14 protein-coding genes and 1 pseudogene are annotated in these 12,114 nt (G+C 69.9%); 7 read left to right on the forward strand and 8 right to left on the reverse strand.

Annotation, left to right across the window (positions count from 1 at the left end):
• Both ACFZDA_RS41225 and ACFZDA_RS41230 read right to left on the reverse strand, forming a co-directional pair.
• A complete protein-coding gene (locus ACFZDA_RS41225) occupies positions 1-804 on the reverse strand; it encodes a GNAT family N-acetyltransferase (RefSeq protein ID WP_391091643.1) in 804 nt (267 codons plus the stop codon).
• 76 nt (positions 805-880) lie between these two features.
• Positions 881-1,354, reverse strand: a complete 474-nt coding sequence (locus ACFZDA_RS41230; RefSeq protein WP_391091645.1) for a MarR family transcriptional regulator — start codon at positions 1,352-1,354, stop codon at positions 881-883.
• Between the two features lie 73 nt (positions 1,355-1,427).
• On the opposite strand from ACFZDA_RS41230, the gene ACFZDA_RS41235 reads away from it, so the two are divergent.
• Positions 1,428-2,267: an alpha/beta fold hydrolase gene (locus tag ACFZDA_RS41235; RefSeq protein ID WP_391091647.1), complete on the forward strand. Its 840-nt coding sequence runs from the start codon at positions 1,428-1,430 to the stop codon at positions 2,265-2,267.
• A 35-nt stretch (positions 2,268-2,302) separates the two neighbouring features.
• Here the strand turns inward: ACFZDA_RS41235 and ACFZDA_RS41240 are convergent, their stop codons facing one another.
• Entirely contained in the window at positions 2,303-3,313 is a 1,011-nt protein-coding gene (locus ACFZDA_RS41240) for an alcohol dehydrogenase catalytic domain-containing protein (protein ID WP_391091649.1), read from the reverse strand.
• A complete protein-coding gene (locus tag ACFZDA_RS41245) occupies positions 3,306-3,737 on the reverse strand; it encodes a tautomerase family protein (protein WP_391091651.1) in 432 nt (143 codons plus the stop codon). The genes ACFZDA_RS41240 and ACFZDA_RS41245 overlap by 8 nt, the downstream gene beginning before the upstream one ends.
• A gap of 90 nt (positions 3,738-3,827) precedes the next feature.
• On the opposite strand from ACFZDA_RS41245, the gene ACFZDA_RS41250 reads away from it, so the two are divergent.
• Entirely contained in the window at positions 3,828-4,412 is a 585-nt protein-coding gene (locus ACFZDA_RS41250; RefSeq protein WP_391091653.1) for a TetR family transcriptional regulator C-terminal domain-containing protein, read from the forward strand.
• Positions 4,413-4,437: 25 nt separating this feature from the next.
• On the opposite strand, the gene ACFZDA_RS41255 is transcribed toward ACFZDA_RS41250, so the two are convergent.
• Entirely contained in the window at positions 4,438-4,914 is a 477-nt protein-coding gene (locus ACFZDA_RS41255; protein ID WP_391091655.1) for a tautomerase family protein, read from the reverse strand.
• 227 nt (positions 4,915-5,141) lie between these two features.
• On the opposite strand from ACFZDA_RS41255, the gene ACFZDA_RS41260 reads away from it, so the two are divergent.
• The gene (locus ACFZDA_RS41260; protein WP_391091657.1) at positions 5,142-5,384 is read left to right on the forward strand and encodes an SPW repeat protein; all 243 of its coding nucleotides are present in this window, start codon (positions 5,142-5,144) and stop codon (positions 5,382-5,384) included.
• A gap of 105 nt (positions 5,385-5,489) precedes the next feature.
• On the opposite strand, the gene ACFZDA_RS41265 is transcribed toward ACFZDA_RS41260, so the two are convergent.
• Complete coding sequence (locus ACFZDA_RS41265) at positions 5,490-6,170, reverse strand: haloacid dehalogenase type II (protein WP_391091659.1); 681 nt, start codon at positions 6,168-6,170, stop codon at positions 5,490-5,492.
• Between the two features lie 158 nt (positions 6,171-6,328).
• Here ACFZDA_RS41265 and ACFZDA_RS41270 point away from each other — a divergent pair, with 158 nt between their 5' ends.
• From ACFZDA_RS41270 to ACFZDA_RS41280, 3 genes are all read left to right on the forward strand, one after another.
• Positions 6,329-6,802, forward strand: coding sequence for an Atu1372/SO_1960 family protein (locus tag ACFZDA_RS41270; RefSeq protein WP_391091661.1), 474 nt, complete (start codon positions 6,329-6,331; stop codon positions 6,800-6,802).
• Positions 6,803-6,904: 102 nt separating this feature from the next.
• Positions 6,905-8,011, forward strand: a complete 1,107-nt coding sequence (locus ACFZDA_RS41275) for an alanine racemase (protein WP_391091663.1) — start codon at positions 6,905-6,907, stop codon at positions 8,009-8,011.
• A gap of 58 nt (positions 8,012-8,069) precedes the next feature.
• On the forward strand, positions 8,070-8,804 hold the full coding sequence (locus ACFZDA_RS41280; RefSeq protein WP_391091665.1) for an SDR family oxidoreductase: 735 nt from the start codon (positions 8,070-8,072) through the stop codon (positions 8,802-8,804).
• 70 nt (positions 8,805-8,874) lie between these two features.
• On the opposite strand, the gene ACFZDA_RS41285 is transcribed toward ACFZDA_RS41280, so the two are convergent.
• A complete protein-coding gene (locus ACFZDA_RS41285; protein ID WP_391091667.1) occupies positions 8,875-9,585 on the reverse strand; it encodes an FCD domain-containing protein in 711 nt (236 codons plus the stop codon).
• 246 nt (positions 9,586-9,831) lie between these two features.
• Complete coding sequence (locus ACFZDA_RS41290; protein WP_391091669.1) at positions 9,832-11,109, reverse strand: FAD-dependent oxidoreductase; 1,278 nt, start codon at positions 11,107-11,109, stop codon at positions 9,832-9,834.
• Between the two features lie 674 nt (positions 11,110-11,783).
• Here ACFZDA_RS41290 and ACFZDA_RS41295 point away from each other — a divergent pair.
• Positions 11,784-12,114, forward strand: a pseudogene (locus ACFZDA_RS41295) (ABC transporter substrate-binding protein); the annotation flags it as partial.

Here is a 12,114-nt window from a genome sequence, read left to right on the forward strand (position 1 = left end):
TCAGTCCTTGAGGGCGAAGAACCGCATCGGGGAGTTCGCCGCGAAGCCGATGCGCGGATACACGGGCGCTCCGGCGGCGGTGGCGTGCAAGGTCGCCCGGGTCAGTCCGGTGGCCCGGCCACCCTCGTACAGGGCCTTGCGCGTCACCGCTTCTCCGTATCCCCGGCGCTCCCACGCCGGGTCGGTCGCGACGAGCAGCACGAAGAGGCGGCCGTCGGCCTCGACGGTTGCGGCGCAGGTCACCGGGGTGCCGTCGGCGCGCACACCCAGGTAGGCGTACACCTGGCTCTTCCACAGCGAGGAGCGGCCGAGACCGTCACGGCCGTCCTCCAACGGGAAGCCGTAGGCGCGTGAGTTGATGTCGGCGAAGGCGCGCAGCCGATCGTCCGTCGTCACGCGTACGAACGTCAGCTCGGGGTGGCCGGGTTCGGGCAGGGGCAGCAGATCCCCCGCCATGCCCGTCCCGGCGAAGGCGTGCACGAGCCCGGCCCGCTCGGCGGCGCGCCCGAGCCCCGCGCGTGCCTCCTCGTCCAGCAGATCCTCGAAGACCCACAGGAAACCGGGGTGCTTCTTCGCGCGCATGACCTGCGCGACCTCGTCCAGCCGCTGCTTCAGCAGACCGGCGGTGGTGCCGGGTTCGGTGAGCGTGACGCAGTTCCAGAAGGCGAACCGGCAGTCGGCCCAGCGAATGGCGATCCCCGGCAGATCGCGGACGTCGGCCCGCGGATCCCGGTCGAGCACCATGACCCGCCATACCGTGGCGAGCTGTTCCACCGATTCGATCGACTCCGCGAGATCGCGCATGACATTCCCCCCAGGTCGGCAGCGGGACACGGGAGTTGCCCGGCCCCGTACACGTACTGCCCTTACCGGGGCGGCCTCATCCCGGGCTGTCCTGCCGGGCCCGGCGTGTCGCGGCGGCGACATCGCGCATGGTCACCAGAAAGCGTCGCACCGTGGCCAGCTCCTGCTCGTCGAAGGACCGCATCCGGGCGACCATCTCGTGGATCAGCGGCCCGAAGAACGACCAGCCCAGGGCGACGGCCTCGTCCCGGACGACCAGCAGCACCCGCCGGCGGTCGCGGGTGTCCCGTTCCCGGCGCACGAGCCCCAGCCGCTCCAGCCGGTCGACCACGGCCGTGGTCGATGCCGAGTTCACCCCCAACTGCGCTCCGAGCCACCCCGGGGTGGCCCGCACGCCCTCCCGGCCGGCGTCCAGCAGGTGGATCAGTGCGCGCACATCCGTGGGGTGAAGCCCCTCGCGGCCGGCGAAGTCGGCAGCGAGAAGGTCCAGTTCCACCGTGACGGCTCGCAGGAGATGGACCAGTTGAAGGCCGGGATCCTGGTCGTCCACGCGTTCACTCCCGTAATATCTCGATGGTCGAGATTATCGATGCCCGAGTAATCATAAGGCGGGGGTAGCGGCCATGGCTGACGAGTCGGTCTTCTTCGCGGCGTACGACGCCGTCCTGCGCCAGTGGCCCGTCGAGGTCCGCGGCGTTGACGTGCGGTCGCCCTACGGCAGCACCCGGGTCCAGATCTGCGGCCCGGAGGACGGCGTTCCGGTCGTGCTCCTGCCCGGCGGCGGATCGACCTCGGTGGTCTGGTTCGCCACCATCCAAGCTCTGGCCCGCGACCACCGGGTGTACGCGGTCGACCTGATGGGAGACATCGGCCGCAGCGTGCACGACGGGGCGCCCCTGCGTGGCGCCGGCGACCTGGTGGCATGGCTCGACACGCTCTTCGACAGGCTGGGCCTGGACGGGGCGCACCTGTGCGGCCACTCCTACGGCGCCTGGATCGCCCTGAACTACGCGCTGCACGCGCCCCACCGGCTCGGCAGACTCGCCCTGCTCGACCCGGTCAACTGCTTCGCCGGCATGAGTCCACGCTACCTCGTGCACGGGCTGCCGATGCTGCTGAAGCCCACCGTGGAGCGGGTGCGGGCCTTCCACCGCTGGGAGACCGGCCGCACTCCCGAGGACCCGGTGTGGCGGGCGTTCCTGGACAGCACCGCCACCGCCCGGCGGACGAAGGTCGTCGCCATGCGACGCCCCGGCGCCCGGCGGTTGAGGGCCTGCAGCGTCCCGGCCCTGGTGCTCCTGGCCGAACACAGCCGGGCTCATGACGTGCCACGCGCAGCGGCCGCCGCACGCCGGCTCCTGCCCGGAGCGAGCGTCGTCACCCTGCCCGGCGCCTCCCACCACTCCATCCCCACCGAGCGGCCCGCCGAACTCAACCGCCTGCTCGCCGAGTTCCTTGCCTGAGTGCCGCGGACGCCCGCGCGGTTCGCCGGGGGCGGTCAGGCATCTGCCCGGACGAACACCGGCTTGAGGTGTTTCTCCGGCAGTGCGGCAGGCAGGTCCTCCCAGTCGATGACGTGGGAGACGACCCGTTCGGGGGCGACCTTGCCGGAGGCGGCGAGTGCGAGGGCGTCGGGGATGTGGGCGCGTACGTTGTCGCGGGCGACGCGCAGGGTGACGCCGGTGAGGTACATGTCGAGCAGGGGCAGCTCGCCGGGCCGGAAGTGGTTGCCCGCGCTCTCGCAGATCCCCTCCGGGGTGAGGCACTTGACGGCCCCGCCGAGCTGGTCGACACGGCCGGTGGCCTCCACGGCGATGTCGAAGCCCTGCGGGACCGCATCCAGCGTCTCGGCGGTGGCGGCCCCGAACGCGCGGGCCAGCTCGCGGTGTTCTGGGGCGGGGTCGACGTAGAGCACCTCGCAGGCGCCGAGCGCGCGGGCGATGTCGCACACGTAGAGGCCGATGCTGCCGCGGGCGACGACCAGCACGCGTGCTCCGGGGCGGGCCTTGAGGTGGGGCGCGACCAGGCGCCAGGCCAGGGACCAGTTGTCGCTCGCCGAGGCCATCGCGACCGGGGCGAGGCCGCTGGGCAGGGGGACGAGCATGGCATCGGCGTAGGGCACGCGGACCAGGTCGGAGAAGAGCCCGCCCCAGGTGCCGCCGATCGGCGCGCCGTACATCGCCATGTAGGGCACGGCGGTGCAGTGCGCGGTCAGCCCGGCCCGGCAGCGGTCGCAGTCGCCGCAGTTGACGGACCACGGGACGACCACCAGATCGCCGGGCGCGACGGCGGTGACGGCGTCGCCGGTCTCCACGACCCGGGCGACGCACTCGTGGCCGAGGGCGAAGGGCGGCTCGATGAAGCCGTGCCCGGCGAGGATGGCGGAGTCGACGTCACACGGCGTGGCGGCCACCGGCGCGACGATCGCCTCGCCGGCCGACTGGATCCTGGGGTCGGGTGCCTCTCGCCATTCGACGGTGCGCTTGGCGACGTAGGTGAGTTCACGCATCGGTGCGCTGCCCCTTCGCCAGCGCCACCAGATCGGCGTACCGGACGACGGAGCCGCCCGCGCCCCAGGTGCCGTCGGGCTGCTCGTGCACCAGCACCCACACCCGCAGCGTGTCGTCCGGGCCGAGGCCGGCGGCGTCCAGGACGGTCTTCGTCGCCTCCTCGACCAGCCCCGCCTTGCGGCGCTCGGACAGGGCGCCCTGCGGGACGACGACCTCCACCAGGAAGCGCGGTGCGTCGTCCCCGGCGGTGGTCTGGGCGCCCTCGGGCAGTTCGACGAGGTAGCTCCACGCCTGGGCGCGGAAGAAGGCGGTGTCCGGCGCGCCCTCCCAGCGCAGCAGCACGGCGGCCAGGTCGCGCTGGACGGTCGTGCGCCCCTGGTCGGTGAGGGCACCGGTCGGCACGGTCAGCCTGATCATCGGCATGGCAGCTCCTCGGTCGGTTTATGACAGTCGTTATAACGCGAGGTCACGGTAGACTATGACGGCCGTTATAGCCAGAGGGGATGTGCACAGGTGGCCGAGCGCAGAACGCCGTCGCGCGAGCGGATCGTGGCCGGGGCCGCCGACATGATCAGCCGGCGTGGTCTGAGCGCCACGAGCATCCGGGAGATGGCCAGGCACGCCAGGGCGCCGCTCGGCTCGACCTATCACTACTTCCCCGACGGCAAGCAGCAACTGGCCACCGAAGCCGTCCGGTACACGGGCGAGTGGGTCGCCCGCAGCCTGCGCAAGGAGCTGGAGTCGGGGCCGGTCGAGGGGCTGCGGGCGTTCCTCGCCCTGTGGCGCGGGATCGTCGTCGAGAGCGACTTCCGTGCCGGTTGCCCCGTGCTGGCCGTGGCCATCGAGGAGCCCCCGGCGGATGAGACCCCGCCCGCCGTGGCGGCCGCGGCAGAGGTGTTCGCTCAGTGGGAGGCCCTGCTGGCCGCCTCGCTGCGGGAGCACGGAGCCGAGGCGGAGCAGGCCGCCCAGCTCGCGACGCTCGTCGTGGCGGCCGTCGAGGGCACGGTCGCCATGTGCCGCGCCAAACGCAGCGCGCGGCCGCTCGACGACACCGCCGAGCAGTTGCAGGCGCTCATCGCCGGCGCGATCAAGCGCTGACCCCGCCAAGGCGTACGGGCCCTGGTCATACGCCCAGTGCGGCGCGGACGGCCTGGGCCTTCTCCTCCGTGAACACGCCGGTGTCGAGGAGGGGGAGGACGGACAGCACGCCGCCACGCGTTCCCCAGCTGCCCTCGTCGATCACCCGGAAGGTGACCCACCAGGCCGGCGACGGCTCGGGGAGGCCGCAGGCGTCGGCCATCGCGGCCAGGACGCGTTCGATGACCTCGGCCCGGACAGCCTCCCGCCAGTCCCCGTCCATCACCGTCACGTCGATCACCATGACGTCGGCGTCCGGGCCGGTGTCCGCGAGGAGCCGTCCGCCGATGGCCATCATGTCGGCCGCACGCTCGACGAAGTGCACCTGGAACCCGGCCCGCGCGGCCGGCGCGAACTGCCCGACCTCCGGCACGAGCACCGCGTCCGTCAGCGTCTCGGCCAGCTTTCGGCGCTGCTCCTGGCTCAGGCGGCCCTCCGGGGCGTTCACGGTGATGATCGTCATGACGTCTCCTATGACAGTCGTTATAGACGGCAGTCAGGGTAACACCCGTCTATAACGATCGTCATAAACGGTCGGCCGTCGGAGTCGAGCTCAGTCAGGCACCGGATCTTCGGAGGCGGACAGCGGTGCGTGTCTCCCGCCTGGCTGATCGAGCCCGCCCGCGCCAGATGGCACGGCGCCGCGCCCGGAGGTTCCGCGGCGCGCTGTCGGGGGTGCGGGAGCGAGTGATGGGCAGTGCCTCCCGGATCACGCGCCACGCGCCGGCCGAGCGCGCCGCGACGACCTCACGGGCGCAAGCCGTCGAGGCACTGGCCCTGCTCACGGGCCTCTGCCTCGCGGCCTCCCCGTGGATCGCGGGGTTCCCCGGCGGAACCTTCTCCCGGCTCGCCATCAACAACCTGATCGTGGGAATCGGCTATGCGCTGCTGATCAGACACCGGTTCCGCAACCGGGGGCATGTAGTGCCGTGACCCACACCCGAACGGAGGCAGGTCGGGTGTGGGTCACGGGCCGTGATCTCTGAGTCGCGGATGGCGTGATGCCGCTCGACGGTTGGGCGGTGATGCTCCTTCCCGTCAAGGGCGGGGCAGGCCGAAGAGGACGGGGAGGTCGGCGATGTCCGTGATGCGCTCGTAGCCGAGCCAGTGCTCGTCGTGCTCGAAGCCGCGGTCGACGTACACCTTGTTCTCGATGCCCAGGACGGCCGCGGACCGATGGTCGTACATCGGGCTCGCGGAGACGTGCACGAGCTCGTCGGGGGTCACGCCGAGCTTGTCGAACGCGTACTCGAACGCGCCGAGCCGCGGCTTGTAGACGCCCATCTCCTCGGCGCTGATGACGTGTTCGAACGGGGCCTTGAGGTTCTCCGCGAGGCGCACGGCATGCTCGGTGTCGCTGTTCGTGATGATGACCAGCGGGAATTCCTCGGCCAGGCGGTTCAGCGCCTCGGTGACGCCGGGGTACGGGCCCCAGGTGGGGACGCGCTCGTACACCGCCCGCGCTTCGTCCTCGCGGTACTCGAGACCGACCCTGCGCGAGGCGCGCTCCATGGAGCGCGCGACGACCTGGTGGAAGGGCTGGTAGGCGCCCGTGCACTCGTCGATCCGGTACGCCTTGCAGATCCGCAGGTACTCATCGGCGACCTCGGCGGGCAGCCGGTCGCCCAGGACCTCACGCATCGCGTCGTTGATGCTGAACTTGATCAGTGTCCCGTTCATGTCGAACGTTACGAACTTCGGCTTGTTCTCGAATGTCATGGTTCCTCCACTCGGAAATCGCGGGGCAGCCGCCCGGTTGTCGAGGGACCATACTCTTGGCCATGCAAACAGACAACTGTTGACAGTTTGCAATCGACATCCTACCGTCACCTCATCAAACCGCCTCATACAGGCGCCCTGGACGCACGGAGGAGCCAGTGACAACCAGCACGTCATCCGCAACCGCCACCGAGCGCCTGGAAGCTCTCGGCTTCACGCTTCCCCCCGTCGGGGACGGGGCGAAGTACGTGGAGCACCGATCGCTGGGCTCCAGCGTGTACGTGTCCGGGCAACTGCCGTTCAAGGACGGTGTGCTGCAGGGGCAGGGCACCGTCGGCCGGGACGTCGAGTTGGAGGCGGCGCGGGATCTGGCGCGTCATGCGGTGGTGAACTGCCTCGCCGTCGCCGCGGAGGCGGTGGGCGGCCTGGACCGGGTCCGGATCGTGCAGATGCTGGTCTTCGTCGCCAGTACGCCGGATTTCGGGAAGCAGTCGCGGGTCGCCGACGCGGCGAGTGATCTGCTCATCGAGGTGCTCGGCGAGAACGGGCGGCATGCCCGCACCGCGATCGGTGTCGCAGGACTTCCGCTCAACAGTCCTGTCGAGATCCAGATGGTCTGCACGGCGGTGTAGAGACGCGCCCCATCGAACGGCGGGGGCGACTCGTTCGGTACCGGAGGAGTCGGGACGCGCGCCACCCATTCATCTTCAGACCGTCAATCCGAGGAGTGCAGCGTGCACCGGCTTCAACGAGCACTCGACGCGCTGGTCGAGCGGGTGGACACACCCGCGCCCATCGTGTTGATCGACGTCATGCGGCAGAACATCGACCGCATGCAGGACTTCGCCGTCCAGCACAACCTTCAGCTCAGGCCGCACGTCAAGACGCACAAGTGCGTGGAGGTCGGCAGGCTCCAGATCGAGGCCGGGGCCGTCGGGATCACCGCCGGCAACGTCGGTGAAGCTGAGGTCTTCGCCGAGGCGGGCTTCGACGACATCTTCCTCGCCTATCCCATCTGGCCTGCGGGAACCAAGGGTGAGCGGATCCGCTCGCTCGCCCGGACCACCCGGCTGCGGGTGGGGGCCGACAACGTCGCCGCCATCGAGGCCCTCGCCGACGCCATGGGCGACGAGCCGGAACGGCTCGAGGTCGTGGTGGAGGTCGACTGTGGAGCCGGCCGTTCGGGTGCGCCGCCCGAGACCGCGGGCGATCTCGCCCTGGCAGCCCGCAAGCGTGGGCTGGTGCCCGTGGGCGTCTACACCTACCCGGGGCACGGCAGCTCCGGCCCCGACGTGCGCGAACTCGCCGCGCGGGACCAGGAGACGGCGCTGGCCACAGCGGTGCGCAGCTTCACCGGCGTCGGCGTGAACGCCGAGGTGGTCAGTGCCGGCTCCACGCCCACGGTGGCGTTCTCCACCAACAGCCTGATCACCGAGATCCGACCCGGTGAATACGTCTTCTGCGACATGAACAACACCCGCCTCGGCGCCTGTGACGAGGATCAGATCGCGCTGTTCGTCGCGGCCACGGTGGTCAGCGACCGGGTTCCCGGCCAGGTCATCCTCGACATCGGCACCAAGGCCCTCGGCCGGGAAGGCAACGCGCAGAAGGGCTACGGCCAGATCGCCGGCATGAAGGCCGTGTTGTCCAAGCTCAACGAGTACCACGGCTTCCTCGCCGTGGGTCCCGAGGAGCCGCGGCCCGGCGTCGGAACGGTTCTCCCGATGGTGCCCAACCACGTCTGCCCGATCGTGAACAACTTCGAGGAACTGATCGTGACCGACTCGCAGGGCGCGACGCTGCGACGGTGGCCGGTCGCGGCCCGGGGGCTCCTCAGCTGAGCGGCCTCGCCACACTGCCTCCCACTCCCTTGCCCGACCCAGGAAAGAGTGACTGAACATGAGACTCGACAAGCTCACGGCGCTGGTGACCGGCGCCAGTAGCGGAATCGGGGAGGCGGTGAGTGCCCGTTTCCGCCGGGAGGGCGCACAACTGCTCCTCACCGGCCGCAGGCAGGAGCTGGACACCGCCCGGCCCGACGACGTGTACCTCCCCGGTGACCTCAACGACGAGGCGTTCGTGGCACGTCTGGCCGAGCGGGCCGCCGAGTCGGTGGGGACCGTCGACATCGTCGTCCTCAACCACGGCCTGCAGGTCAGCGGCCCGCTCACCGAGACGGCGTACGAGGACGCGAAGAACGTGCTGCACAGCAACCTGCTCAGTGCGTTCCTGGTGATGAAGCACTTCGCGCCGCTGATGCCCGAGGGGGGCGGCTCGTTCGTCTGCGTCGGCTCACGGCTCGGCATGGTGGGCAAGCCCGACGAGGTGCTGTACTCGGCCGCCAAGGGCGGCCTCATCATGCTGGCCAAGGGCGCGGCCATCGAATGGGCTGCGCGGGGCATCCGCGTCAACGTCGTCGCTCCGGGCCTGACCGTCACACCCGTCATCGAGGCGTCGTTCCAGCGCCGGCCCGATCCCGAGGCCTACCGACGTGAGCGAGAGGCCCAGATACCGCTCCAACGCCTGGCCTCGCCCGAGGAGATAGCGGACGCGGTCCTCTTTCTCGCCTCACCGGAGTCGTCCTACATCACCGGGGCGGTTCTCCCTGTGGACGGCGGTTACACCGCCTTCTGAGCCGAGTCCATGACGCGGTCCCCGCATGGGCGGAAGAGATGGCATCGGCGGATGAGAACAGCACACGCACTCACTCCCCGGGCGGCGTCTGCTGTCCCCTGCAGGCCAGGCTGGTCAGGGTCGCCACCGCGTCGTCGAAGTGCTTCCTCAGCGCTGCCAGGGCGCCCGCGGTGTCGCCGTCCCGGATCAGCTCGCTGATCCGGCGGTGATTGACCTCGTCGGGGCTCTGGTTCAGCTGGTGCTGGGCCTCTTCGGTGGTGAGGGCCTCCATGCACAGGCGGGTTTCGGAGATCACCGTGCTGAACATGCGCTGGAGTCGCTGGCTGCCGGAGGCGGCGACCAGGATGGTGTGGAACTCCAGGTCGTACTTCTTCGCCGTTTGCCAGTCGCCGGAGGCTTCCGCGGCGGCCTCCGCCATGACGTTGTTGTCGAGGTCCTTGTAGGCCGCCTCCGACTTGCCGGAGGCGATGATGGACTGGACCGCCGCGGACTCCAGCGCCGTACGGGCGAGGTAGATGTCGGCGATGTCCTCCTTGGTGAGCACCGGGACCGAAACCCTCCGGTGGGGCTCGCCGCGGAGCAGCCCTTCCTGGACCAGCCGCTGGATCGCCTCACGGATCGGCCCACGGCTCACCCCGAAGCTCTTGGCCAGCTCCACCTCGCTGAGCTGTGTGCCCGCGGCGACGGTGCCGTCGATGATGTCCTCCCGGAGGCGGTCGAGCACCATCGAGGCGAACGTCTCGCGAGGCAGGCGGATGGGCCTGGCAGGCTCTTGACTCACAGGGCTTCCCTCTCGTCGGTCACGGTCCGCGGCGCAGCGCCCTGAACGCTCGCCCCCGTCCCCTCGGTCTCAGTCGGCCGAGGGGACGGGGGGTGGACTGTGTCTGCGCGCTTGCGCCGGCTCTTCTGCACGTCCAGGCCCGGTCGGATCATCGTAATGCCGGTCGTCGCGAGGAACCCCGGGCCGCGGGATACGCTCCGACCGTCCGGGCTGTCGTGACCCATCACCGTTCCCCGCCTGTTCCGCCTACTTAACACGGTCCTTGAACTTGTAGTACGCACCTGCGAAGGGCAGGAACCACGGGGGGCCGAAGTGGCCGGGAATCCGCTGGAAGGACAGGTCCCCCCAGGGGTTGGCAGCCGTCCTCCCGTCCATGTAGTCCGCCATCCGCCGGCCCATGTACGTGGCCATCTGGACGCCGTGGCCCGAGTAGCCGACCGAGTAGAACAGCCCGTCCTGCTCGCCGGCGTGCACCATCCGGTCCATGCTCATGTCGACCAGGCCGCCCCAGCAGTAGTCGATGCGGGCGTTCGTGAGCTGGGGGAAGACCTCGGTCATCGCCTTGTGCAGGATGCGTCCGCTCTTCGCGTCCGACTGCTGGTTGGACATGGCGAACCGGGCGCGGCCACCGAACAGCAACCGGTGGTCCGGGGTGACGCGGAAGTAGTTCAGCAGGTTCAGGGACGTCGACGCCATCCGCCGGGTCGGCATGATCTGGTCGCAGAGGTCCTTGCCCAGGGGTTCGGTCACGATGATGAAGCTGCCGACGGGCGCGATCCTGACCTGAAGCCAGCGGAACGGCCGGCCGGTGTAGCCACTGGTCGCGACGAGAACCTGGTCGGCCCGGAGGGTCCCGCGCGCGGTGACCACCTCGTGCTTGGTGCCGCCCAGCCGCCCGACCCGCTCGACCGGTGCCTTCTCGTGGATCTGGGCGCCCGCCCGCGCCGCCGCCTCGCCCAGACCACGGGTGTACTTGCCGACGTGCAGTCCGGCGCTCTTGGTGTCGGTCATCGCGCCGTGGAAGAGGTCGGAGCCGATCTCCGAGTGGATGTCGCTCCTGGACACCAGGAGCGTCTTGTCGAGCCCCATGCGGTCGTACGCTTCCTGGGTCTTGCGCAGGCCGTCGACGTGCGCCGGCTTGGAGGCCAGGACCAGCTTGCCCGAGCGGGCGAAGTCGCAGTCGATCCCCTCTTCGGTCACCAGCTTCTCGATGCCGTCGACCGCGTCGTGGTAGGTCTCGAGATACCGTCTCGCGGTCTCGAAGCCATAGCGGGCGATCGCGTCACGGATACCGATCGACAGTCCCGTGGTGGCCATGCCGCCGTTGCGGCCCGACGCGCCGAAGGCCACGGTGTCCTTCTCCAGGACCGCGACCTTCGCTCCCTTCCGGGCGAGATGGAGGGCCGCGGACAGCCCGGTCAGACCTGCCCCGACCACCGCAACGTCCACCTCACCGCTCACCTCGGTCCGGGAACGGTCAGGCCCCTGCGGGGCGGTGTCGAGCCAGTAAGGGGTGAACTTCATCGGAGTCGCTCCTGTGGGACGAATCGGGGCAGCTGCCCGGATGCCGGGGGTTGGCCAGGGGAGGGGGCAGCCCCGGCAACAGCGTGACGAGGTGCGGGCCGTGTGCGGGCATCGGGCCGTGGAGCACGCGTGACCTCGCCGAGGTCCTTGACCGCCGCGACGCCGGACGCACGCCGACGAGTGAAGGCCCCATCTCGCCCGCTCATCGAAGGGTCCCTTCTCAGGGGTTGTTCAGCACGACCGTAGATGGCACTCTGTCGGCTGTCAACAGTTAGCAGAAGGGAGGTAAGGGTGCCCTTTCTTGATGGGTCGACGGTCGGTGTCCAGGTGGACCCAGACCCGCACACGCACCATCCGGAGCCCGGCCATGTCACTGACATTCGACCCTTGACTCCCTCACGGAGCAGTGTCATTCTCTTGCCACTTTTAGCGCGAAGTTTCCTGAAATAGCGCTAGACGCGATCCCAGGTCCCTCCCGGACAGTGATCGCCACCTTCAGGTTCGAGGTCACGCCAACGCCACCGGACGCATCCTCCGGGCAACCGCCACCTCCGGTGCGCGGCCCGCCGCCCGTGCGCAGCCACAGGGCGGACCGGTCCCCTCACATGGCCGTTGGCATCCCCCTCAGTCCCCTCACAGCTGGTCCCACGCGTCCCTTGATGAGGAGTTTTGTCATGAGTGATTCCAAGATCGGTCGTAGAGCGCTCCTGCGCGGAGCCGGCGGCCTCGCCGCCCTCGCCGCTCTTCCCTCCCTCTCCGCCTGTGGCACCGGCACCAGCCGTGCGTCTGCGGCAGGGGGTAAGGGTGGCGGCAAGACGGTGGTCGTCCGTGACAGCGGCGGTTCCTACGGCGCGGCCCTGCAGAAGGCGATCTACACGCCGTTCACGCAGGAGACCGGCATCCAGGTCAGGGTGCTCAACCTGGACGACGCCCCGCTGCTGGCGCAGATCAAGCAGGGCCGGCCGCAGTGCGACCTCATCAACAACTCGATGATGGCCCACACCA

The sequence above is a fragment of the Streptomyces sp. NPDC007991 genome (genome assembly GCF_042958445.1).
Classification (GTDB): Bacteria; Actinomycetota; Actinomycetes; order Streptomycetales; family Streptomycetaceae; genus Streptomyces.